This window comes from Enterococcus hailinensis (assembly GCF_045862035.1).
Lineage (GTDB): Bacteria > Bacillota > Bacilli > Lactobacillales > Enterococcaceae > Enterococcus_A > Enterococcus_A hailinensis.
Genome location: NZ_BAAFRV010000001.1, coordinates 117,669 through 140,005 on the forward strand (window position 1 = coordinate 117,669; position 22,337 = coordinate 140,005).

Consider the following 22,337-nt stretch of genomic DNA (forward strand, 5'->3'; position numbering starts at 1 on the left):
TCTTGTGCCATTTTTCAATATTTTGTAAAGGGATTTTTATATTTGTTGAATCGGTCGTTTCTTTCTATCTTACAAGAGAATTTTATGAGAAACAAATAAACACACAACTCTTTCGGAAAATAAAGAGTTGTGTGTTTAAAATTAACGGTTCATTACAGTTTGGATGACTTGCATGATGCAGTATGTCATCCCGGCAGCAATCACTGGTCCGGCAGCGATTCCTTTTAAAAAGACAACACCCATGATCGTTCCAAAAACCAAAGCGACCGTGACTTCTGGCGATTGATTGATTAAACCGACCCCTTTAGAAGATAAAACAGCGACTAAGACACCACAGATGGTTGCGACCCAGCCAAGCGGTGATTTCAAAGTGTCTAATAAATCTTTCAAGACGATATCACCCGTCGCGATCGGCACTAAGATCGTTGCCGAAATCAAGGTCACACCCCAATTGATCCCACGTTGATTTAAGGTAGTCAGAATCTTATCTGAATGGGGCAGTAATTTCAAAAATAATACGGCGATCGTTGCAATCAATAAGCTTTGGTTCTTTGCGATAAAGGCAATCAAAAGAATCACACCTAAAAAAATCCAGCTCTCCACTATATCCACTCCCTACAGGTTATAAAATGAGTTCTTGTTAGCTTCGTACATACGTTTTTCTTCAACTTATTTACTATACAAGATATCATGGTAAGTTGCGACTTTTTTCAGCAAATAGTGTAAGCTTTTAGTGAAGGAGGGATCACATGAAATTTGGGTTACGAACAGTCAAAACAGCGATTGCTGCACCGATTGCTTTATTTTTGGCAAATAGCTTGGGGTTAGAATCAGCAGCTTCAGCGGCGATCATTACGATCCTGACCGTGACCAATACGAAACGCTCAACAGTCAAAACGGCGATCAATCGTTTTTTTTCATTGACGCTGGCAACAGTCATCGCGGGTAGTTGTTTTTTACTCTTCGGTTACCATCCTTTGGTCTTTGGTTTGTACTTATTTTTATTTATCCCGGCCTCACTAGCGCTAAAGCTAGATGAAGGAATTGCCGTTAGCTCCGTGTTGATCACTCATTATTTGGTGGCTCAAGAAATATCAGTTCACTTGATCATCAATGAGTATCTCTTGATGTCGATCGGAGTCGGTTGTGCCTTATTAGCCAATCTTTATATGCCGAATACCGAGAAAAAATTACAAGCTGACCAAATGATCGTCGAAGTGTCGATGAAAAAAATGTTGCAGGATATGGCGCTGCATTTGAATCAGTCGAAAAAAGAAGAAGATTTACGTCAAGAATGTTTGGCACTTTTGACTTTTGTTAAAGCAGCACAAAAACGAGCGCAAGAATTTGAAGAGAATCATTTCTTCTCCAGCAACGGGTATTATTTTGAATATTTTGCGATGCGACGTTTACAGCTAAAAATTTTAACAGCGATGTTGCAGATTTTGAATCGTCTAACAGCCGAGCCAGAAGATGTCATAGAATTGCAGGAACTTTTAGAATTTACAGCCGAAACGTTAGCGGAGGAGAATGATGGTTCAGAAATTTTGGAAAAAATCACTGAGTTGGATCAGCGCTATCAGGAAAAAGAGCTACCAGAAAATCGACAAGCGTTTGAGAATCGAGCGATGCTGTTTCAAGTATTTCAGTTATTTCAAGAATTTATTGAGATAAAAGCAGGATTCTATCGAGATAAATAAGCAGAATCAGGCGGAAGCCCTATGAAAACGTTTGTGTAATCTTTTATGATAAAGAAAATGAATCAAAGAAGGAGCAAAAGATGAAAAAAATCATCGTAGGGGTTATTTTGGTTGGAGCTGCTTTAGTCAGTATCAGCAGTCTATTTTTTCATAATCAAGTCATGCAAAAAGAATACACGACTAAAAATAAAATTGATACATTGATTGTCGATGATCGGAATACCCCGATTAAAGTGGTCGGAACTGCTGAGAAACAGACTCGAATTCAGTATGCGAAAACACGTAATACAAAATATAAAATCCAGCAAAAAGGTCAGGAATTAAAATTTGTACGTAACCGCAGCAATTGGTGGAGTCCAAGTTTCTTCAGCTTTGGCAAGGATCAAGCGCAAGTAACGATCGAAGTGCCGCAAGAACAATTGAAAGATCTGCAGGTCGAGACATCCAATGCCCAAGTCTCAGTGGAAAAAATAGCATTAGCTACATTAGAAATAGAAACAAGCAATAGTAAAGTGGCTGTAGCAGATACGAAGGCTGATGAAATCGAAGCGCAAACAAGCAATGGTCACTTAGAATTAACTGATCTGACTTTTAATGAAGGGTCATTTGAAACGAGTAACAGTAAAATTACTTTAAAAAACCTAAACTTTAAGACCGGAGAATTCGAGACGACCAACGGCGCCATTTATTTAGATCGTCTTCAGCCGAAGGAATCATTAGTACTTGAAACGAGTAATGCAAAAGTCACCGGAAAAGTGATCGGAAATCAAAATGATTTCTCGATCGATGCTAAAACAAGCAATGCCAAAAATAATCTAGTGAAAAAGGCAGCAGGTTCGAAAGAATTAACGATTCGGACGAGTAACGGCGCCATCGATGTTGCTATTCAGCCATAAAAAAACTCTTCAGCGCAAGTCGCTGAAGAGTTATTTTTTTTCAAGTCGAAAAACGTTTCGTTGAAATTGCCACACTAAGAAAGTTTCAGATAAAGCCATCAATAAGAATAATCCTGAGATGATCCACAAAGCTTTCGTCCCGATTAAACGATAGAAAAAGACTGAAACAATCGCACCGGCAATAAAAGCTAGTACCACTAGTAAAAAGTGGACAAACCGTGTTTTTGCCGCTTGATCTTTCGTACTTAAATAATCATAAAGATTCGTTGCGACACCTTTCAAATTTCCAGTAGTAAATAAATTCGTGTAGGCCAAGCCATTGATTTTATCGAAGGACACCCATTGGATCGAGGCAGTAAAAGCAATCATGATCGTAACAATTGCTGGATAGGGATCTAAGAAGTGCAAACTGATTACGAAAAAGACCACCGCTTCAAAATAAAGTAAAAATAAGCGCCAGAAATGAAGTTCCTTTTTTCTAAAATAATCGATCATAAACTTGGCTAAAAGAATACCGACAAAGAAAAAGAGGGTGGAAAGCAATTTTTTTCCGACCATATTCCATTGTCTTTCATATGCTTGGATGATGGCCAAAATCAAATTTCCTGTCTGCGCAGAAGCAAAAGCTTCGTATCGGATATAAGTATAACTGTCCATCATTCCCCCAATAAAAGTCAGTAGCAGACCTACTGAACGATTCTCGTGAAAACTATTGTTCATCTATCATTCAACTCTTTTCGTTGAATATAGTAACATATTTTTTCAGAAAATGGCTAGACAACTTGCATGTCTATTTTTTCCGGAATAAATAAAGTGCTACAACCAAATTAGTCAAACCAAGACCAACCCACGCATAACCTGAAGTTTTCATACCCGTTTTAGGTAAAAATTTCAATGTTGCTTTTTTTTGAACGCCTGAGGTACTGTTGTTTTTGGTTTTGGGTACCAATTTATTTTTAGCATACAACTGCTTTTTTTCGTTTAAATCATTATTACTGGCTGAGTGATCGGTCTTCGAGAAATCCTTCTGGTTTGAATCCATAGAATCGGAAGCTTCTATTGAACTAGAATCATTTGAACTTTCGCTAGATGAAGATTCACTAGATGAACTAGAAACGGTTGAACTTTCGCTAGAAGAAGATTCGTTAGATGAACTAGAATCGGTTGAACTTTCAGTAGATGAAGATTCACTAGATGAACTAGAATCATTTGAACTCTCAGTAGATGAAGATTCACTAGATGAGCTAGAATCGGTTGAACTTTCGCTAGACGAAGATTCACTAGATGAACTAGAATCGGTTGAACTTTCGCTAGACGAATATTCACTAGATGAGCTAGAATCGGTCGTACCACTAGTTGCATTTTTTATAACAAATGTGATGGTTTCGCCTTCTTCGCTACTGACATCAGGCCCATCAATAATAAATTTGACCGGGATAGTAGCACCGCTCTTGACGGTAGGTGCGATCGTGATCGTCACATCTTCCCCAGCTTGATTATCGGTGATTTTTTCAAAATGATTGGCTAGTGCTTGGATTTTTCCATTTGCTTGTCCATCATCTAACCGTAGACGAGTGGCATTGTAATCAGTAATTTGACCGCCATAATAATTGAATAGAACCCGTAATTGTAATTGCTGCCCCGGTTCCACTGATACGAAACCGGAATTAATATTTGCACCGTTTAAAGTGACGTTGATGTAGCTGATTTCAATTGAACTCTTTTTAGCATTTGTTGTAGCCGCAATCACAGATATTGGAAAAAATAGTAAAGCAATCAACAAACAATAGATAAATTTTCTCATTTTTCTCCCCCTAAAAGTTGCTGAAGAGTATTATAACTTGTTATAACTAAGAGGGATTTCAATTTTTCAGTCTGGATAAACTAATAATTGAAAAGGGAGGAAATTGGATGTTAATCAAAGAGGTACATTGGCAGTTAGAACTTTTACAAATACTGGATCAACAAGATAAATGGTACAGCCGGTCCGATTTGTCACATATCACAGGATTGAATGTCAACACGATTCAAAAATACTTGGATCAATTACAAGCCTTAATGCAAGACTTTTCAGCGGTTAGTTTGGAGAAGCACCGAAACTACGGTGTTCGTCTCGTTCGTGAATCGGACTTTCCGTTGCATCGTCTGTTGCGAGACATTGTTCGTCAAAGTACTTTGGTGCGTTTGTTGGAGGAGTTGTTGGTGTCTGGAAAAGTAGATACCCAAGAATTTTGTGAGCAGCAATTTATCAGTCCATCAACTTTACGACGAACGATTGCAAAATTAACGAAAGAACTTGAGCCTTTACGCTTATCTTTATCAAAAGGCACGATCATCCATTTAAAAGGCCCTGAGCACCAAATCCGCTACTTGTTCTTTCAATATTTGTGGTCGATCTATCGTGGGGTCAAAGAATTACCGTGGGAAATCGATGAACAGATAAGTTACCCCATCGAACAGTTAGCAGATTTATTCTCTTACGAATTTTCTCAAACCCAACGCAGTCAGTTAGGCGTATTATTATTTATTTTTGAAAAGCGCAATGCAGTCCAAGCAACAGAGACGATTGCTGTACCGCTGAATTTTGAAGCACCTTCGCTATTCGATCATTGGAATCGAAATGATTGGGGAACATTGCTGTTCTTTTTAAGTATTTTCCCATTATTTTTTGATTTGAGTGAAAAAATCGATTTTATGGAGATTTCTGCTCAAACAGAAACCTGGGTCAGCAGTCAAAGCGATAGCTGGTTTGACGTATTTGAAAAACATTTTTCCGTAACTATTGACGATCAAACAGCTGTCAGAGGCCAATTGAGGCGCTTGTTTTTATTTAATCGCTACTTGAAGGAGGTTCATACTTTGACAAGTTTATTTCCAATTGTGGATGACCAACGATTAAAAAAAATCGTTCCTTGTTACATGGAAACCTTTGCTGATTTTATGTCAGAATTTTTAACTAACACAACTAGTACTAATCCTAAAATGACAGAACTTTTTTCATTGTTGCTGGCGAATCTACTGATCCCTTATTTGACCTATCGACCAAAGGCTCGTTTGTATGTACTTTCGGATTTGGGTCCGGTCTTTGAACAATTGCAAAAAGACCTATTGATCGCGGCCCTAAGCAATCACTATCAATTGGAATTTGTGGAGGATGAAGTAGCGGCCGATTTGATTTTGTCCAATATGCCAACACAACATGCGAAAGCTTTACAAATTCGTTCGACGATCAATACACGGGATATTCGCTTGATCCGTCAAGCATTGGCAAAAAGAACGACTTGATATGATAGATGAGGTTTTCATAAGAAAACTTTAAGACTTTCCTTTTTTAAAAAAGCAAAAGCAAATGATTTTAGTTTATCTAAAAAAATAATTCGTAATAAATGCTTTATAAGCTTTTTTATTTATTTTTTAACGGTTTATTGATTTTATTTACGAATAATAAAGGATTTTTTTGGCTAAAAAAAAGTTATTTGAGGAGTTGTATCTTTTTGTCCAGAATGTGTTAGAATGAAAATGCTTTTTATCCTGTGAACGTGAAGGGAATTGAGAACATACCATGCCTGTAAAAAAAAGGACACCATGGTTAGAGGCGTTATATGCGGCCATGCCGCTGTGTTTAAGTTATATTCCGGTCGGCTTGGCTTGTGGCATGCTGCTGCAGAAAGCGGGATTTAACATTTTATTAACGGCTTTACTGTCGATGCTTGTTTTCTCTGGAGGCGCCCAATTTTTAGTAGTCTCGATGATAAGTGTTCATGCATCACTTGTGTCCACAATCTTAATGGTTTTTTTCTTGGAGCTGCGCTATGCGTTGTTAGGCTCTAGTTTGTCACAATTTTTCAAAAATGAAAAACGTTCATTTATTGCACTGTTTTCGCAGTCGATGAATGATGAAAATTATGCAGTAAATTATTTGAAATACTCTACTGATCCTGAGTGGAATCGTAAAAAGGCATTATACGTCAATTGGTTTTCGATGCTTTCTTGGACGGGAAGTACGATTGTCGGAACTTTATTTGGTTCAGTCATCCATGTGGATACTGAATTGGTTCATTTTGCGTTGACGGCAATGTTTATTTTTATGTTCATGATGCAATTGAATAATGGTTTGTTGTTAGTAACAGGCTTATTCTCTGGTGGCTTGGCGATCATCTTTATGTTGCTATTTAAAAATACTTTTGGTTTGATTTTAGCGACATTACTAGCTTCTTTTGCTGGTTATCTCGTTGAACGCAGCAGAAAAACTGTCGATGCTGATAATGATGGGCCAGATCATTATGATCTGACTGGCGGGGAGGTTCATCATGAGTGATTATTCATTACTATTATTGATCCTATGTTTATTCGGAGCATCTTATCTGCCACGTTTGTTTCCGATGTTGTATTTCTCACAACGCCAAGTTCCGCAATGGTTCAGTGATTGGATGAAATACGTACCGATCTCATTGTTTGCGGCATTGGTTTTCAAAGATGTCTTTATCAGCAACAATCAATTAGATATCGTTGATAACGTCCGGATCATTGCGATGTTTTTAGTCGCAGGAGTTGCGTACAAAACTCGTTCAATGGCAATTTCTGTCCTTACAGGTTTAGCAGCTGTCTTTTTATTATCGATGATTTAAAAAAGCGAAGTACTCTAGCTGAGTGCCTCGCTTTTTTTGACGAAAAAACTTCGTCCTAAGTTAATTTTGATACTCCGCAATTGGACGATAAGTCAATACTTGCATTTTTCGATAAAATTCAGCGGGCAGGTGTTTCCATGATTCAAGTAGGTTACGGAAAAAACCGCCCTCCGCGTTAATTGTATATTCATTCAATAAAAGCCCAAAGGATTTTTTACTTTCCTCCTTCACGAGCTTTTCATAGACTTCGGTCGCTTGCTCTTGATTGTCTGCAACAAAAAGTGTATTTACTTCAACGTACGCGCCTTCGATATTCTGAGTTTCTTCGACAAAATATACAGACTTCGTTACTTTTTGTTTCTCCATCATATGAGTCACCCTTTCTTTAAGTTACTCATAGCTTACAGTATAAATATTAACTAATCATGAATTAATCGGCCAAAATGACAAGAAAATTATGAATTTTTTGCGATGTTTGGTAAAAACAATTTAAATTGACTGCCTTGATCGGGAGAACTCTTGACTTCGATCGTCCCTTGGTGTAGCTCTACGATTTGTTTTGCTAATGCTAAACCTAGGCCGTTGCCTGTTCGTTTACGGCTCGTATCACTCTGATAAAACTTATCAAACACACGATTGGCGACTTCTTCCGTCATCCCGATGCCTTCATCACTGATTGCTAAGATGACACCTTGGTCATTTTGCGTGAGATGAACACGGATGTTTCCATTTTTATAGCTGTATTTGATCGCATTGTCCATTAGATTCAACCAGACTTGATAAAGAAATTCTTCATTGCCAATATAAATGGTTCTTGGCAAATCTAAATCTAAGGTTAGATTCAATTGTTCCCATTTAGGTTGTAAAAAAAGGATCACTTCACGGATTTGCTCATCTAAACGAAATGTTTGGAAATCTAATCCTACTCCTTGATTTTCCAGTTTGCTTAATTTTAAAACATTATCTGTCAGATAAGTCAGCTGGTGGGTTCCATCTAACATTCGTTCTAAATAAACTTGTCGTTCCTCAGGTGGTAACTGTTCATTTTGCAGTAGCTGAACGTAGCCTTTGATCGTTGCGATCGGAGTTTTGAATTCATGAGAAATCGTAGAGACGAAATCATTGCGTAACGTTTCGATACTATTTAATTCTGTCACCATCACATTAAAGGCATGATACAATTCGTCAACATCTTCTAATGACTGGTTTTCTTGTAGCTGGATCGTGAAATCGCCTTGGGCGACTTTACTCATCGCTTGCCGCAGGTTTCCGATCGGTTGGAGGATTCGTTTTCCAACGAAGAAAGATAAAGTCGCACCGATAATGAGACTTAAAAATAAAATAAAGTATAAAGGAAAAAGGTGACCTTCGCGTTCAGGTGACAGCAATTCAAAATGTGTGACTAAAAAAAGCAGTCCCACAAAGACGGTTAGGACGACGACCATCATCAAAAAGGTGATCCCGGCAAAATAGATCCATAGCTGGGAGAAGAATTTTTTTCTCATGCGTAGATGACCGCCTTATAGCCTAGACCACGGATCGTCTCGATCGTGAAATCAGGATTTTTTTCTAAACGAGTACGCAAACGTTTGATATGGACATCGATCGTTCGCTCATCTGTATCAGAGTCTAGCCCCCAGATCTCATCCATCAATTGTTGTCGGGTAAAAATTTTATTCGGATAAGCCAGCAGTTTATAGAGCAGTAAAAATTCTTTTTGCGGCAAAGTCATTTCTTGTATTTCTCTTTTGATCTGATAAGTTTCTTGGTTCAATTGGGTTTTTCCGACGATCAACTCTTTCGTGTGAACGATCTGTGCTCGCCGCAATAAAGCTTCGACACGCAAAATCATTTCATTGACATCGATTGGTTTGACCATATAGTCATCGATCCCTAAGGTGAAACCGCGTTTTTTGTCTTCAAAAGAATCTTTAGCAGTGATAAATAAAATCGGCAGTTCATAATTTGCCTCGCGTAGGCTTTGAGCTAATTCATAGCCGTCCATATCGGGCATCATAATATCGCTGATAATCAAATCAATATATTGTTGATCTAAAATCGTTAACGCTTCGAGTCCATTTTCGGCACGAAAGACTTCAAAACGTTCATTTTTTAAGGCTGATTGATAAAGTAATGATAGGTTTTCGTCATCTTCTACAATAAGTATTCGATTCATTTGCCACGTCCTCCTTTTTGCCAGATAATAATAACAGATTACTGTGAACCTAGTATGAATTTTTGTTCATTTTGAGTTAATAATGCCATGCTATCTTTACAAAGTAAACTTAAAGAAAAGGGTGACAGAATGTTAGAGTTAAAAGATATCAAAAAATATTACCATGTTGGTGATACAACGACCAAAGCGCTAGATGGCGTATCAGTCTCATTTAGACGCCAAGAGTTTGTGGCGATTTTAGGAGCCAGTGGTTCTGGAAAGACGACGATGTTGAATGTGATCGGCGGCTTGGACAATTATGATTCCGGCGACATGATCATCGATGGCAAATCGACTAAAACATTCAAAGATGCTGATTGGGACGCATATCGAAATAATTCGATCGGTTTTGTTTTCCAAAGTTATAACTTGATCAGTCATTTAGGGATCATCGACAATGTTGAGTTAGGGATGACTTTGAGCGGTGTCTCTAAAGAAGAAAAGAAACAAAAAGCAGAAGATGCTTTACGTCGTGTAGGCCTAGCCGATCACATGCATAAAAAGCCCAACCAACTTTCTGGTGGTCAGATGCAGCGAGTTGCGATTGCACGTGCTTTAGCGAACGATCCGGATATTTTGCTTTGTGACGAGCCGACAGGAGCGTTAGATACAGAGACCAGTGTTCAGATCATGAATCTGATTCAAGAATTGTCAAAAGAAAAATTAGTCATCATGGTTACGCATAATCCTGAATTGGCTAGAAAATATGCCGATCGCATCATTGAATTTTCTGATGGACAGATCATGGATGATTCTCATCCGCATATCGAAGGGAAAAAAGGGGAACAATTCCAATTAAAACGGACCAAAATGAAGTTTATGACGGCGTTGAAACTTTCCTTCAATAACTTACGTACCAAAAAGGGTCGAACCTTGTTGACCGCGTTTGCTTCAAGTATCGGGATCATCAGTATCGGGATCGTATTATCACTGTCTAGCGGTTTCCAAAAACAAATCGATAGCACTCAAGCAGAAACGATGTCGAAATACCCGATCACTATTTCAAAAACAACAACTGATCAAACGGCCAATCGTGATCAAGCCCTAGGGTCAGATAAATCCAGCGGTTCTGACAAAGGCAATGAGAATAATATCGTTGCTAAAATCAGCGATGAAGATCGGGCACAACATACGAACAACATCAATCAAGACTATGTGGATTACATCAATAATATCGATCCAAAATTAAGTAATAATATCGGTTATACACGTGTAGTAGGGATGAATTTATTACGCGATGTCGATGGAGATGTAAAACCAGTTCAACTATCAAATACAGCATCTAATAGTAGTCCATCAATGATGAGTGCGATGTCTAGCATGACTGGGATGGGCGTTTCTTCATTTCCGACACAGCTGGATAAAGATTCAGGCAACTTCCTAAAAGATAATTACAAATTATTATCAGGAGCATATCCAACTACTGCAACAGATGTTGTCTTGATCGTTGATGCCAATAATAGTACTAATATCAATTCATTGAAAAATTTAGGCTTCGATGTCAAAGATGGCGAAAAAATTGATTTTGACAAAATCGTAGGTACCGAATTCAAGTTGGTCAATAATAATGAATACTATGCCAAACTACCAACAGGGAATTTTATCCCCAACACAGATTACAAAGCAATGTATGATAATGCGAATAATGATACATTGAAAATTTCGGGAATCTTACGAGTAAAACAATCATCAACTATGAACCTTTTAGCACCAGGGATTGCTTACAGCAATGAATTAACATCTAAAATCGTGAAAGATAATCAAAATTCTGAAATCGTCAATGCACAAAAAGCGACGGATACTAATGTCATGACGAATGAAAAATTAGATGCAACGACTAAAGAAAGTACGATGGCTTACTTAGGCGGCGATAGCTTGCCAAGCAGCATCATGATCTATCCGAATAATTATAAAGACAAAGAAAAAATCTTAACTTATTTAGATAAATACAATAAAGGTAAAAAGAAAGCCGATAAGATTATTTATACAGACTTGGCCGGTACGATGACTGAGTTGACTGGGGGCTTGATGGATGCGATTACGTATGTATTAGTAGCCTTTGCCGGTATCTCATTAGTAACAAGTATGATCATGATCGGGATCATCACTTATACATCTGTGATTGAACGGACCAAAGAAATTGGGGTCTTGAAAGCTTTAGGTGCGCGTAAAAAAGATATTACCCGCGTATTTGATGCCGAGACATGTATCCTAGGGGTAGCATCAGGAACCCTAGGTGTGTTGATTGCTTACTTGGCTACATTCCCAATCAATGCGATTTTATACAATATGACTGACCTTAAAGATGTTGCTCAATTGAATCCAGTGCATGGGCTTATTTTAATCATCGTTTCAACTGTTTTGACGATGATCGGCGGACACATTCCTGCTAAAATGGCTGCTAAAAAAGATGCAGCGATTGCTTTACGAGCAGAATAATAAAAAAAGCTGAGACGAAAGTAAAAAATACTTTTGTCTCAGCTTTTTTATTAGCCGCCAAAGAAATAATTGATGGCAGCTAAAGCAATGTAACCAACCGTGATCAAGCCGCAAATAATCAAGTGAGCTTTTTTATGCATCAAAGCAATCGCAATGAATTCACGTAGAAAAGCATTCGGTAAATAATATTTGGCAGTCTTTGCCCCGAGGCCATCGATATTCAAGCCGACTTCTTCGGCATACATACCGGCTCTAAAAATATGGTAATTATTAGAAGTAAAAATCGCATGATAACCAGTTGGTTTTTCATGTTCCATAATTTCTTTACTAAAGCGCATATTTTCTAACGTATTGGTTGATTGAGCTTCCATGAGGATCTCATCTTCAGGGATTCCTTGTTCTATCGCATATTCACGCATCGCTTGCGCCTCAGGAACTTTTTCATCCGATCCTTGTCCGCCAGACATCACAAGTTTTGGCGGAGTTAAGGTTGCAACGCTTTGTTTGTGATAAAACTGGATTGCACGATCAATCCGTTTTGCTAATAGCGGGGTAACTTTTTCCCCATTGATCAGCCCCGCGCCTAAAACAACGATGAAGTCTTGGTCGTACTTTGGCTGATTGAATTGGTACAAAACAGAGATCGATAAGAAATTCCAAAAGACGATGAAAAAATAAAATGCAATCGTCGTTGGGATCGCTAATAAGACTAATGACCAGCTCGGTAAAAGTTGGGTACCTACAATACGCAAAATAAGCAGTGCCAGGATCGCTAGCCCTAAGATCAGTGTCAATAGATTCGGTAAACGTCGTGATTCACGTTTTAACACGATAAAACTATTGCCGATCAAAAAAATCACGGCAGCGTAAACACCAAATGCTACAGCAATTAAAAATAAAACTAGCAAGGCAACTGAGATCGCCATTCCGATAATGGATTGAGAAGTGAAACTAATCAGTCCAACATAGATCATAAAGCTGATCAAAAATAGATTTAGTAGCCAGCCGTTTCTTAACCGACATTTTTCTTTGAAATAAAAATAGCAGAACAATAAAAAGAAAAATACTGGAATCAAAATATAAAAAGTTTTTGCTTGAATCTCGATTCCTAAAAAATATAAAAGTAGAAAAATTCCTGACCAACGTAAAAAGAGACTGAATCGCTTATGTTTGAAACGAATCATTAAAACTAATAGAACAAGCAAGTAGATTCCTAATGCTAGGAAGTCTCGCTGGAAGTCCATACCATCACGCCTTTCTTCATTCATAAATATAAAAAATTTTCTTTGATTTAACTGACTGCTGAGTAGTTATAATTATCAGCAAGAAGAAACCATTTGTTACAGTAGACAGTATATCAAAGAAACGAGGAAATGCGCAGTGAAGAACGATTAATTGGTTTTTACCAGAAAGCTCGGTAAAATAGAGAATAAGCTTTTTTAGTCAGGGAGGAATGAGAATGAAGATTAAAGGGATTGATCGAATCGACTTGCCCACGATCTATGTGATTGGAAAAGAAGGCCGCGGGCTAGCAGAGGAGGGAGCTTCTTGGGTACCAGCATTATGGGATCAAGTTAATGATCATTTTGAAGAGTTGATAGTATCGTTGACAGGTCAAGAACAAGAGATATTACATCTTTGGGGATTGATGAGTGATGGAAAAGAATGGCTAGAGCCATGGCAAAATGAAGGACGTTACCTAGCGGGAGTCCAAGTTACGAAAGAAGCGATTGTACCAGAAGGGTGGACGCGTTGGGAACTTCCAGCCAAAAGTTACTTAACGGTCAAAGCAAATGGAGATAAGATCGAAGAAGCCACGAATCTAATGTTAGGAGAAATTTTTCCTTTAGAAAAATTGGAACTTGCTGGAGCGATCCAAGAACATTATTTACCTGAATTTGCACAAGGCGAAGTCGAACTGTATTTCCCGTTTAAAACATAAAAAAACTTTCGACTCTAATAAAGTCGAAAGTTTTTTATTTATGCAAAGGCATTGGTGATCTTTTGCCAAAGAATCTCAAAAACATTAGCCTTTTCAACCGCTGTTTTGGTGATCAAGTTTGTCGTAGCACCTTCGTTTTTACGAACATAGCCTAAAGTATCTTGGGCAAGCTGTACGCTGACGGTACCGACTTTTTCATTTTTATGAACAGGAGCAGTAATTTTCTGATCATCTAACAATGAACTGTCCACTGTTGACTTGATTGTCAAATCTGTAGAGTCCATATCGCTGCGGACCCAAAGTGTTACGGGTTTTTCCATCGCCAAAGCTACGCGATCTTGTTTGCCTTCAGCGACTGCTAAAGATTTTTTATCAGCGGGTGTTTGTCCCGCAGTAGTCACTTCTTGTTGACTCCAATTATTCAAGCAATAATCCATCAGTTTACTTGTTTCAGTAAAACGAGCATTGGTATCGTTCGCTTGATTCAGGGCATTTAAAATGACGGTGATCACACGACGACCATCTTTTTCGATCGTCCCGACAAAGCAGGCACCCGCTAGATCGGTTGTTCCAGTTTTTAATCCATCTACGCCTTCTTTGTAATTATCACCTTCAAAAAGCATGACATTCCAGTTTTTCATCTCGCTGGGATGTGTCGTGTTAGGCGCAAAAGTTTTTTCTTGAATTTTTGATGTTTCTAAAATTTCAGGGAAATCGTTGATTAGATGTTGGGCAACGATTGCGACATCTTTGGCAGACATCATATTTTCATCGTTTTCTTGAGTGTCAGGATAGCGATTATCGCCTAAGTAGACGTTACTCAATCCAGATGAATTGATGACCGTTGCGTCAGTGATATCCCATTTTTTCAACTGTTCACGCATTTGATCGACGAAAGTATGCTCACTTCCGGCAACAAGTTCAGCGAGTGCTACGGCACAAGCATTTGCTGACTGAACGATCATAGCTTCAAAAATATCTTTGACTGTATATTTTTGGCCGCTGACTAAAGTAACATTAGATAAGTCGGGAACAGTACTCAATGATTCAGCATATTCTGAAATCGGTACTTCTTGGTCCCAAGTTATTTTCTTTTGCTTTATGGCATCTAAAACTAGGTAAGCAGTGACAGTCTTTGTGATGGAAGCAATCCCTTTTGGGGTATCGCCATCTTGATTGAAGAACACTTTTCCAGAATCAGCATCAATGGCATAGCCAGCACTGGCATTGACAGAAAAATCATCATCCGCTCGTACAGTAATTCCAATGAAGCTTTGGAAAAAGAGGATCAAGGCAACCAAAACAAGGGGAAATCTTTTCTTTTTATACATTGGTAAGCTCCTTTAGTTTATTACCTAAAAAATTTTAGCAAAATAAAAGGGGGAATACAAGCAAATCCCAGTGGATTCCTAGTGTTTCGGAATTCCGCTGGGATCAGTCAAAAATTTTTGATCAAGAAATTAAAATCCGCGTCCGCCGCCGCCAAAAGTTCCGCCGCCGCTAGAATTAGTCGTACTTCCACCGCCACCACCACCGCCGTTATTATTAGATGGCCGTGGAATTCGACGAGTTGTAACAAATGAATTGACTAATTGGTCTTGTCGTTCTGTTAAATCAAGCTGGGCATTTTGACGATAGGGATAACGATATGTCCCTCTTTTCAATTGATAACGCAAACGGACAGAAACGAAGAATGCAATCGCCGCCGCAGCTGCAATAACAAAACCAATTGCAAATTCGATCGGTGTGATCGCTTTGTAATAAGTGATCTTGCCAGTTTTTTCATCGATTCGATAAGAGCCTTTTGGGACTCCAGCGTCGACAAATTCTTTCGTCGTCGAAAGATAATCTGCCCCGGCTTGATAATAATTTTCATTTTGCATCGCGGCAGTCACTGCATCTAAGATCTTATCGACACGTTTGTCCGTTAAGTAATCGATCATATTACCAGATGTAGACACGTAAACTTGTCGTTGATTCATATCGATCAATAAAAGAGCGCCATTATTATCTTTCCCAACACGCGCTTTTAGCTGTTGGTTTGCAAAGGTGCGCGGTTCTTCAGTATTAGTGTTCGTCGTTAAGATAAAAACCTGGCCTTTGATTTTTTGATCAAGGGTCGCTGCTTGATTGGCTAATTCTGTGCGCTGTTCTTGCGTCAATAAGTTTGCTTGGTCATCGACGGTATCAGCTGCTGCATGAGCTTTTAAAGGGAGCAGCAAGACTAAAAAGCTGAGTAATAAAAAAATTTTTTTCATAGGAAATACCCCACGATCATAGCTAAAGCTAAAATACCTGCAAATATACCAGCAGAGAATAAGCCTAATCGTTTATTGCTGATAGGCAAGACACCGCTGACTTTGCCTGTCTGTCCATTCATAGCATAATAATAGGTCTTTTTATCTGCGGCTTGATAGGTAACAAGCCAAACCGGTAGCAACATATAATGATTATCTTGTTTTTCAATTGCAACGGATTTATTTTTAGTAGTAAATGTTGTATAGCCCGAGACCGTATCTCGCAACAGGTCTTCCGTATACTCGCCTAATTCATGTTGGATCTGGTCGGCTAATTCAATGATCTCGATATCGCGTTTTTCGGCTTGGAAACCAGATAGATATTCGGTATGAAAATCAACCGCTTGATCGATCGGAAAAGGTTGTACGCCTTCGACCATTTTTTGCTGCAGATTTTTAGTCAACGCATTTTTAGTCAATTGTCTGATTTTAGCAGTTCCTTTACGAAAAACTTGATAGACTTTGGTTTCCGTATATTCGATGTCGCCGATCACCCAAACCCTTAATGAAGTTCCGCTACCAGTAAGATTTCCATTAGTTTCCGCGTCGATCACCCAATATGGAAAATAGACACCGGTCATTTTTTCGATTTGTTCTTGATTGAAAAAATCCTTTGGAACGAATCGTTTTTTCTTGGTCCAAGCTAAAAAATCAGCAATTGCTTTTTCGCGATCGATTTTAAACGGTAAGACTTTATTTGGCAAAAATTCGCCCGTCAAGCGCCCAGATAGGACTACTGGATTATGACAGAAGTAACAATAAGTCGCGGCAGTCGTGTGATCAGTGACGATTTGAGCACCACAACTGGGGCAGAGAAATAAATCCATTTCACTGCCGTCAGTCGTTTCGAACGATGAAGCCTCTGCTGTAGTATCTTCTACAGTGGTAGCTGTTTCTTTTGCTTCAAATTTTTCGATATCTTCTACGGTAAAAATACTCAAACAATAGTCACAATGAAATTTTTGATCACTAGGATTGAATGTTAACGGCCCGCCGCAGTTGGGACAATGATGTGTAATAACATCCGCCATTTGCAGACCACCTCAATTCAGCTTATTTTTTTAATCTAATGGCACTCCTTGAAACGGTTTTCCGCAATGTGGACAGAATTTTGGTACGCCATTACTTAGATCTACAATTTCGCCACATGCACTACATTTCATTTGGATCTTTGCTGCAGCAGCTGGTGCTGGTTTTGGTTCGCCGCAATTACTGCAGAATTTCCCGGTATTTTCAGTGCCGCATTTTGGACAAGCCCATTGTTCGCCTTGCGCTTGCGTTTTAGCTTGTTGATTTTGCTGCATTTGTTGATTATTGTTTTGGGAAGCTTGATTTAAGAAATCACCGCCGGCATTCATGCCCATACCCATACCGAAAAATCCAGTGCTGGCGCCGGCATCATTTTTTCCAGCGGCCTCCATGCCACGAGCAACCGAACCTTGGACATAGCCTTCACGTACGCTAGGATCCCCCAGCATGGCGCCTTCATTCCGCATATTGATCAATTTAGTTGAGTCATCGGTATAAGAAATGCTAGCCACAGCAACGGAAACAATCTCCATGCCACGTAATTCTTTCCAGCTATCATCTAAGGCAGTCGCTAAATATTTGCTTAATTCTAAACTTTTTGACGGCACGTAAGAAATTCGTTGACCATCGGCAGACATTTGATTGATCGAGGCTTGCAGACCCGTTAAAAATTCTTGCAAGTACTGTTCATTGATATCATTGATATCCACTTGATCCATATTGCGAGGAATCGCATTGGCATAAAATAAAATCGGATCAGTCACTTTGATCGAATAGGTTCCATGAGCACGTAAAAACAATTCGGCATTATAAAAATTATCAAAATAATTCAACGGTGTACTTGTCCCAAATTTGATACCTTTGATTTCTTGGAGATTGATGTAAAAGACTTGTTGTTTTTGCGGAGTCACACCGCCGAATTTGAAACGGCTGAATGTTTCTGCGACGGCATCTTTTAACGAACCATTGAACATCGAAGGGGCTGAATTATTTTGCACAGTATAATAACCTTCTTCAGCGGTATAATCGATGATTTTTCCACCATCGACTAGAAGCATCATCATATTCGGATAAACGTGAATGACCGAACCGTCAGTAATCACATCGGCGGTGCCTTTTTTATTGCTTCCTCGTTTATCATCTTTACGTACAGCAGTTCCTTTTGTCATGACGGTCGTTTGTCCCATATCGGCAGGTTCGATGACTTCGAGCCATTGATCAGCTAATCCACCACCGACACTGCTTGTTGCTGCTTTGAATAGTCCCATGAATATCCCTCCATAAAAACGTTTTTTTCATTATACCATAGGCTATTTTGGTAATCGAAAAGATGCAATCGAACAAATTAAAACTCATTAAACAATTCAATCGAACAGACAGTTTATATAGTTTTTTTCGACAAAATCACGTATAATGAAAAGCAGTGATTTCGAAAGAGAAGAGGAAAATTATGGCTTATCAAGCACTTTACCGCGTTTGGCGATCTCAACGTTTTGATGACTTAGTTGGACAAGAAGCAATTACAAAAACGTTGAAGAATGCGATCCAACAACAGAAAACTTCCCATGCTTATTTGTTTACTGGTCCCCGCGGAACTGGGAAGACAAGTGCGGCAAAAATCTTTGCCAAAGCGATCAATTGCCCAAACAGTGTTGATGGCGAGCCATGTAATGAATGCGAAATGTGTCGCTCAATCACTGAAGGACGACAAGAAGACGTTATCGAAATTGATGCGGCTAGTAATAACGGTGTCGAAGAAATTCGTTTTATCCGTGATCGAGCGAACTACGCACCAACAATGGCTAAATATAAAGTGTATATCATCGATGAAGTCCATATGCTTTCGACAGGAGCCTTCAATGCGTTGCTAAAAACTTTGGAAGAGCCAAAAGAACATGTGATTTTCGTTTTAGCGACAACTGAACCACATAAAATCCCAGCAACGATCATTTCGCGGACGCAGCGGTTTGATTTTAAACGTATCAATGTTCAAGCAATTATTGGCCGGATGAAATATATTTTAGAAGAAAGTAATCAGCCTTACGAAGAGCAAGCGTTATCTGTGATTGCTCGTGCAGCAGAAGGCGGTATGCGGGATGCTTTGAGTATTTTAGACCAAGCCATTTCTTTTAGTAATAAAACGATTACTTTGGAAGATGCGTTAGCAGTCACTGGCAGTTTGACGACAGAAATGATGGACAGCTTTATCGGAGCATGTCTACAACAAGATGTCAGCGGAGCTTTAGAAGTTTTAGAAAATATCTTAGCGGAAGGCAAAGAAGCACGCCGCTTGACCGAGGATTTATTATTATATTGCCGCGACTTATTGATGTATCAACAAGCGCCTAAACTATTAGAAAATCGAGCTGCGTATTTAACAGATAATTTCAAGCAACTGGCTCAAGCAACTGCCTCAGAACGTTTGTATCTAATGATTAAAATTTTGAGTGAGACGCAAAATGAGATTCGTTTTACAAACCACGCTAATGTTTATCTAGAAGTAGCGACTGTAAAATTGGCAACACCGCAAACAGCGACTATCAGTCCGGTGAAACCACAGAGCGTTGAAAATTCTGCGGCACAACCAGCTGATTCAGCCGAATTACTGGCACTAAAAAAACAAGTTCAGCAATTACAAAATGAGATGAAACAACTAAAAGTACAACCTGTTAGTGAAAAGGAAGAACGAAAAGTTGCTCCAAAGAAAAATACCAGTGCCTATCGTGTACCGACTGAACGGGTATATCAAGTATTAGGTGAGGCAACTAAAGAGCATTTGCTGAATGTAAAAAATGTTTGGGAAGATTTATTGATGGCTTTGCCAGTAACGCAACGGGCAATGTTAAAAGCCAGTGAACCGGTAGCGGCAGGCCCCGATTTATTATTGGTTGCCTTTGACTATGAGATTGTTTGTCAACGAGCAGACTCAAATGATGAGTTACGCTTGAATATGCAGAATAGTTTGAGTATGATGATCAAGGATTATGTCCCTGAATTTGTCTTTATCACTAGAGAAACATGGCCGCGTTTACGCCAAGCTTTTCTTAGTCAAAATCATGAGCGACCAGTCGCATTAGAAGAAACGGATTCAAACGATGGGCAAGTAGATCTATTGCCAGCAGAAACCAATGAAGTCGTCGAACAAGCGAAAAGTTTGTTTGGTGATTTAGTCACAATCAAAGAAGATTAAAAGGAGCGAATAAATAATATGATGCGCGGAATGGGAAACATGCAAGGTATGATGAAACAAATGCAAAAAATGCAAAAAGAAATGGTGAAAGCACAAGATGAATTGAATGCTAAAGAATTCAACGGGAGTTCAACGAATGATCTTGTGACGGTTACTTTTACTGGCGATAAAACAATGAAAACAATGGCGATCAATCCTGAATTGATCGATCCAGAAGATCCAGATATGTTGCAAGATATGATTGTTTTAGCAGTCAATGATGCGATCACTAAAATCACGAAGGAAACTGAACAAACCATGGGTAAATACACAAAAGGCCTTCCTGGAATGTAAGTGACGTTAATCAGAGAGGAAGAACAAGATGCAATATCCAGAACCAATTGCAAAACTGATCGAAAGTTATATGAAATTACCTGGGATCGGCCAAAAGACGGCCACACGTTTGGCATTTTTCACGATCGATATGAAGGATGAATCCGTCAATGAGTTTGCGCGTTCGTTGATCAGTGTCAAACGCGATCTGCATTTTTGCAGTATTTGCGGCAATATCACGGAAGAAGATCCTTGCGAAATTTGTTCAGATACAACGAGAGATCGTAGCACGATTTTAGTTGTCGAAGAACCTAAAGATGTGATGTCGATGGAAAAAGTCCGTGAATATCATGGACTTTATCATGTTCTTCACGGTGTATTGTCGCCGATGGAAGGGACTGGGCCGGAAGATATCAATATCGCGCCGCTGATCAAACGTCTTCACGATGATGAAATCAAAGAAGTGATCATTGCGACGAATGCGACGACAGAAGGCGAAGCGACTGCAATGTATCTTTCTCGCTTGATCAAACCAGCCGGCATCAAAGTGACACGTCTCGCTCATGGGTTATCCGTGGGCAGCGATATCGAGTATGCTGATGAGATTACTTTATTGAAAGCTGTAGAAGGACGCCGTGAACTTTAATTTTTCGCGGTGTTTTTTGAAACATAGACAAGATTAAAAAGTTGGAGGACAAGAAAGTGAACGGATTATTTATTACGATTGAAGGTCCAGATGGCGCAGGCAAAACGAGTGTGCTGAATGAACTTTATCCAAGATTACAGTTAACAGCGAAACGGACGATCGTCAAAACAAGAGAGCCTGGAGGAATTCCAATCGCCGAAAAAATTCGTCACGTGATTCTTGACCCAATCAATGACCGCATGGATGAACGAACAGAGGCCTTACTTTATGCAGCTGCTCGTCGCCAGCACTTAGTGGAAAAAGTTTGGCCGGCACTCGAAGCCGATGAAATTGTTTTGTGTGACCGCTTTGTAGACAGCTCATTAGCCTATCAAGGCGCGGCTAGAGGAATCGGTATGGATGAAGTCGCAGCGATCAATAAGTTTGCAACGGAAGGTACGACACCTAACATTACTTTGTATTTAGATGTGGATTCAGATACCGGATTACAACGAATTATGAAGAATCGGACCAATCAAATTGACCGTTTGGACTCAGAAGGGTTACAATTTCATCAGAGGGTCCGACATGCATACTTAAAAATAGCAGAAGCAAACCCAGATCGGATCATAAAAATTGATGCTCGGAAACGTTTAGACGAAGTCGTAAAAGAATGTTTTTATGAATTAGTAACACGTTACCCAGACTATTTTCAATCACGAGAGGTGTAGATTATGAAACTTATTTTAGCAATTGTTCAAGACAAAGATTCAAATCGTTTAGCAAATGAATTTATCGATGCCAATATTCGAGCAACTAAACTTTCTTCTACCGGTGGGTTCTTAAAAGCTGGGAATAGCACATTTATCATTGGGATCGAAGATGACCGCGTGGAAGATACATTAGCGTTGATCAAAGAAACCTGTCAAGCACGTACTCAATACGTGACGACACCAGTAACGTTAGATATCTCGTTAGATGGCCAAATACCATACCCAGTCGAAGTCGAAGTCGGCGGAGCAACTGTTTTTGTTCTTCCTGTCGAAGGATTTCATCAGTATTAA

23 protein-coding genes are annotated in these 22,337 nt (G+C 39.1%); 12 read left to right on the forward strand and 11 right to left on the reverse strand.

Annotated elements, in window-relative coordinates; genetic code table 11:
• Positions 1 to 141: 141 nt before the first annotated feature.
• Positions 142 to 603 (reverse strand): DUF441 domain-containing protein, encoded by a 462-nt coding sequence (locus ACKTSC_RS00515; RefSeq protein ID WP_332579978.1) that lies wholly within the window; start codon positions 601 to 603, stop codon positions 142 to 144.
• Between the two features lie 146 nt (positions 604 to 749).
• Between ACKTSC_RS00515 and ACKTSC_RS00520 the strand changes: the two genes are divergently transcribed.
• Together ACKTSC_RS00520 and ACKTSC_RS00525 are read left to right on the forward strand one after the other, a co-directional pair.
• On the forward strand, positions 750 to 1,700 hold the full coding sequence (locus tag ACKTSC_RS00520) for an aromatic acid exporter family protein (protein ID WP_407856542.1): 951 nt from the start codon (positions 750 to 752) through the stop codon (positions 1,698 to 1,700).
• 80 nt (positions 1,701 to 1,780) lie between these two features.
• The gene (locus ACKTSC_RS00525; protein WP_407856543.1) at positions 1,781 to 2,596 is read left to right on the forward strand and encodes a DUF4097 family beta strand repeat-containing protein; all 816 of its coding nucleotides are present in this window, start codon (positions 1,781 to 1,783) and stop codon (positions 2,594 to 2,596) included.
• A gap of 30 nt (positions 2,597 to 2,626) precedes the next feature.
• Here ACKTSC_RS00525 and ACKTSC_RS00530 read toward each other — a convergent pair whose 3' ends face one another.
• Together ACKTSC_RS00530 and ACKTSC_RS00535 are read right to left on the reverse strand one after the other, a co-directional pair.
• Positions 2,627 to 3,316 carry a YoaK family protein gene (locus tag ACKTSC_RS00530; protein ID WP_332579981.1) on the reverse strand — a complete coding sequence of 230 codons (690 nt, stop codon included), beginning with the start codon at positions 3,314 to 3,316 and terminating at the stop codon, positions 2,627 to 2,629.
• Positions 3,317 to 3,386: 70 nt separating this feature from the next.
• Positions 3,387 to 4,400: an LPXTG cell wall anchor domain-containing protein gene (locus ACKTSC_RS00535; protein ID WP_407856544.1), complete on the reverse strand. Its 1,014-nt coding sequence runs from the start codon at positions 4,398 to 4,400 to the stop codon at positions 3,387 to 3,389.
• A gap of 107 nt (positions 4,401 to 4,507) precedes the next feature.
• On the opposite strand from ACKTSC_RS00535, the gene ACKTSC_RS00540 reads away from it, so the two are divergent.
• The 3 genes from ACKTSC_RS00540 (at position 4,508) to ACKTSC_RS00550 (ending at position 7,224) form a co-directional block, all read left to right on the forward strand.
• A complete protein-coding gene (locus ACKTSC_RS00540) occupies positions 4,508 to 5,881 on the forward strand; it encodes an AcpB/EbpR/MafR family transcriptional regulator (RefSeq protein WP_407856545.1) in 1,374 nt (457 codons plus the stop codon).
• Between the two features lie 277 nt (positions 5,882 to 6,158).
• Complete coding sequence (locus tag ACKTSC_RS00545) at positions 6,159 to 6,914, forward strand: AzlC family ABC transporter permease (RefSeq protein WP_407856546.1); 756 nt, start codon at positions 6,159 to 6,161, stop codon at positions 6,912 to 6,914.
• Positions 6,907 to 7,224: an AzlD domain-containing protein gene (locus tag ACKTSC_RS00550; protein WP_407856547.1), complete on the forward strand. Its 318-nt coding sequence runs from the start codon at positions 6,907 to 6,909 to the stop codon at positions 7,222 to 7,224. Before ACKTSC_RS00545 ends, ACKTSC_RS00550 begins: the two co-directional genes overlap by 8 nt.
• A gap of 60 nt (positions 7,225 to 7,284) precedes the next feature.
• Here the strand turns inward: ACKTSC_RS00550 and ACKTSC_RS00555 are convergent, their stop codons facing one another.
• The 3 genes from ACKTSC_RS00555 to ACKTSC_RS00565 form a co-directional block, all read right to left on the reverse strand.
• The gene (locus ACKTSC_RS00555) at positions 7,285 to 7,593 is read right to left on the reverse strand and encodes a hypothetical protein (protein WP_332579987.1); all 309 of its coding nucleotides are present in this window, start codon (positions 7,591 to 7,593) and stop codon (positions 7,285 to 7,287) included.
• Between the two features lie 86 nt (positions 7,594 to 7,679).
• Positions 7,680 to 8,729 carry a sensor histidine kinase gene (locus ACKTSC_RS00560; RefSeq protein WP_407856548.1) on the reverse strand — a complete coding sequence of 350 codons (1,050 nt, stop codon included), beginning with the start codon at positions 8,727 to 8,729 and terminating at the stop codon, positions 7,680 to 7,682.
• Positions 8,726 to 9,400 (reverse strand): response regulator transcription factor, encoded by a 675-nt coding sequence (locus ACKTSC_RS00565; RefSeq protein WP_407854913.1) that lies wholly within the window; start codon positions 9,398 to 9,400, stop codon positions 8,726 to 8,728. Before ACKTSC_RS00565 ends, ACKTSC_RS00560 begins: the two co-directional genes overlap by 4 nt.
• A gap of 129 nt (positions 9,401 to 9,529) precedes the next feature.
• Between ACKTSC_RS00565 and ACKTSC_RS00570 the strand changes: the two genes are divergently transcribed.
• Positions 9,530 to 11,878, forward strand: coding sequence for an ABC transporter ATP-binding protein/permease (locus ACKTSC_RS00570; protein ID WP_407856549.1), 2,349 nt, complete (start codon positions 9,530 to 9,532; stop codon positions 11,876 to 11,878).
• A gap of 50 nt (positions 11,879 to 11,928) precedes the next feature.
• Here the strand turns inward: ACKTSC_RS00570 and ACKTSC_RS00575 are convergent, their stop codons facing one another.
• Positions 11,929 to 13,122: a YdcF family protein gene (locus tag ACKTSC_RS00575; protein ID WP_407856550.1), complete on the reverse strand. Its 1,194-nt coding sequence runs from the start codon at positions 13,120 to 13,122 to the stop codon at positions 11,929 to 11,931.
• A 215-nt stretch (positions 13,123 to 13,337) separates the two neighbouring features.
• On the opposite strand from ACKTSC_RS00575, the gene ACKTSC_RS00580 reads away from it, so the two are divergent.
• Positions 13,338 to 13,820, forward strand: a complete 483-nt coding sequence (locus ACKTSC_RS00580) for a GyrI-like domain-containing protein (RefSeq protein ID WP_407854910.1) — start codon at positions 13,338 to 13,340, stop codon at positions 13,818 to 13,820.
• A 38-nt stretch (positions 13,821 to 13,858) separates the two neighbouring features.
• Here ACKTSC_RS00580 and ACKTSC_RS00585 read toward each other — a convergent pair whose 3' ends face one another.
• The 4 genes from ACKTSC_RS00585 to ACKTSC_RS00600 all read right to left on the reverse strand — a co-directional run bounded on the left by ACKTSC_RS00585 (position 13,859) and on the right by ACKTSC_RS00600 (position 18,414).
• A complete protein-coding gene (locus ACKTSC_RS00585; RefSeq protein ID WP_407856551.1) occupies positions 13,859 to 15,151 on the reverse strand; it encodes a serine hydrolase in 1,293 nt (430 codons plus the stop codon).
• A 129-nt stretch (positions 15,152 to 15,280) separates the two neighbouring features.
• Positions 15,281 to 16,078: a TPM domain-containing protein gene (locus tag ACKTSC_RS00590; protein ID WP_332653822.1), complete on the reverse strand. Its 798-nt coding sequence runs from the start codon at positions 16,076 to 16,078 to the stop codon at positions 15,281 to 15,283.
• Positions 16,075 to 17,148, reverse strand: a complete 1,074-nt coding sequence (locus tag ACKTSC_RS00595; protein WP_332579995.1) for a TFIIB-type zinc ribbon-containing protein — start codon at positions 17,146 to 17,148, stop codon at positions 16,075 to 16,077. The genes ACKTSC_RS00590 and ACKTSC_RS00595 overlap by 4 nt, the downstream gene beginning before the upstream one ends.
• A 30-nt stretch (positions 17,149 to 17,178) precedes the next feature.
• Positions 17,179 to 18,414 (reverse strand): SPFH domain-containing protein, encoded by a 1,236-nt coding sequence (locus ACKTSC_RS00600; protein WP_407856552.1) that lies wholly within the window; start codon positions 18,412 to 18,414, stop codon positions 17,179 to 17,181.
• Positions 18,415 to 18,596: 182 nt separating this feature from the next.
• Here ACKTSC_RS00600 and dnaX point away from each other — a divergent pair, with 182 nt between their 5' ends.
• The 5 genes from dnaX to ACKTSC_RS00625 are packed head-to-tail and all read left to right on the forward strand — an operon-like array spanning position 18,597 to position 22,337.
• Positions 18,597 to 20,336, forward strand: a complete 1,740-nt coding sequence (gene dnaX, locus ACKTSC_RS00605) for a DNA polymerase III subunit gamma/tau (protein WP_407856553.1) — start codon at positions 18,597 to 18,599, stop codon at positions 20,334 to 20,336.
• A gap of 18 nt (positions 20,337 to 20,354) precedes the next feature.
• Positions 20,355 to 20,669 (forward strand): YbaB/EbfC family nucleoid-associated protein, encoded by a 315-nt coding sequence (locus ACKTSC_RS00610; RefSeq protein ID WP_332579998.1) that lies wholly within the window; start codon positions 20,355 to 20,357, stop codon positions 20,667 to 20,669.
• A 28-nt stretch (positions 20,670 to 20,697) separates the two neighbouring features.
• The gene (recR, locus tag ACKTSC_RS00615; protein ID WP_332579999.1) at positions 20,698 to 21,294 is read left to right on the forward strand and encodes a recombination mediator RecR; all 597 of its coding nucleotides are present in this window, start codon (positions 20,698 to 20,700) and stop codon (positions 21,292 to 21,294) included.
• A gap of 56 nt (positions 21,295 to 21,350) precedes the next feature.
• Positions 21,351 to 22,004: a dTMP kinase gene (gene tmk, locus ACKTSC_RS00620; protein ID WP_332580000.1), complete on the forward strand. Its 654-nt coding sequence runs from the start codon at positions 21,351 to 21,353 to the stop codon at positions 22,002 to 22,004.
• A gap of 3 nt (positions 22,005 to 22,007) precedes the next feature.
• Positions 22,008 to 22,337, forward strand: coding sequence for a cyclic-di-AMP receptor (locus ACKTSC_RS00625; protein ID WP_332580001.1), 330 nt, complete (start codon positions 22,008 to 22,010; stop codon positions 22,335 to 22,337).

Coding starts and splice junctions, on each gene's coding strand:
- ACKTSC_RS00520 (WP_407856542.1), top strand. CDS start 750: ATGAAATTTGGGTTACGAACAGTCAAAACAGCGATTGCTGCACCGATT.
- ACKTSC_RS00525 (WP_407856543.1), top strand. CDS start 1,781: ATGAAAAAAATCATCGTAGGGGTTATTTTGGTTGGAGCTGCTTTAGTC.
- ACKTSC_RS00530 (WP_332579981.1), bottom strand. CDS start 3,316: ATGAACAATAGTTTTCACGAGAATCGTTCAGTAGGTCTGCTACTGACT.
- ACKTSC_RS00535 (WP_407856544.1), bottom strand. CDS start 4,400: ATGAGAAAATTTATCTATTGTTTGTTGATTGCTTTACTATTTTTTCCA.
- ACKTSC_RS00540 (WP_407856545.1), top strand. CDS start 4,508: ATGTTAATCAAAGAGGTACATTGGCAGTTAGAACTTTTACAAATACTG.
- ACKTSC_RS00545 (WP_407856546.1), top strand. CDS start 6,159: ATGCCTGTAAAAAAAAGGACACCATGGTTAGAGGCGTTATATGCGGCC.
- ACKTSC_RS00550 (WP_407856547.1), top strand. CDS start 6,907: ATGAGTGATTATTCATTACTATTATTGATCCTATGTTTATTCGGAGCA.
- ACKTSC_RS00555 (WP_332579987.1), bottom strand. CDS start 7,593: ATGATGGAGAAACAAAAAGTAACGAAGTCTGTATATTTTGTCGAAGAA.
- ACKTSC_RS00560 (WP_407856548.1), bottom strand. CDS start 8,729: ATGAGAAAAAAATTCTTCTCCCAGCTATGGATCTATTTTGCCGGGATC.
- ACKTSC_RS00565 (WP_407854913.1), bottom strand. CDS start 9,400: ATGAATCGAATACTTATTGTAGAAGATGACGAAAACCTATCATTACTT.
- ACKTSC_RS00570 (WP_407856549.1), top strand. CDS start 9,530: ATGTTAGAGTTAAAAGATATCAAAAAATATTACCATGTTGGTGATACA.
- ACKTSC_RS00575 (WP_407856550.1), bottom strand. CDS start 13,122: ATGGACTTCCAGCGAGACTTCCTAGCATTAGGAATCTACTTGCTTGTT.
- ACKTSC_RS00580 (WP_407854910.1), top strand. CDS start 13,338: ATGAAGATTAAAGGGATTGATCGAATCGACTTGCCCACGATCTATGTG.
- ACKTSC_RS00585 (WP_407856551.1), bottom strand. CDS start 15,151: ATGTATAAAAAGAAAAGATTTCCCCTTGTTTTGGTTGCCTTGATCCTC.
- ACKTSC_RS00590 (WP_332653822.1), bottom strand. CDS start 16,078: ATGAAAAAAATTTTTTTATTACTCAGCTTTTTAGTCTTGCTGCTCCCT.
- ACKTSC_RS00595 (WP_332579995.1), bottom strand. CDS start 17,148: ATGGCGGATGTTATTACACATCATTGTCCCAACTGCGGCGGGCCGTTA.
- ACKTSC_RS00600 (WP_407856552.1), bottom strand. CDS start 18,414: ATGGGACTATTCAAAGCAGCAACAAGCAGTGTCGGTGGTGGATTAGCT.
- dnaX (WP_407856553.1), top strand. CDS start 18,597: ATGGCTTATCAAGCACTTTACCGCGTTTGGCGATCTCAACGTTTTGAT.
- ACKTSC_RS00610 (WP_332579998.1), top strand. CDS start 20,355: ATGATGCGCGGAATGGGAAACATGCAAGGTATGATGAAACAAATGCAA.
- recR (WP_332579999.1), top strand. CDS start 20,698: ATGCAATATCCAGAACCAATTGCAAAACTGATCGAAAGTTATATGAAA.
- ACKTSC_RS00625 (WP_332580001.1), top strand. CDS start 22,008: ATGAAACTTATTTTAGCAATTGTTCAAGACAAAGATTCAAATCGTTTA.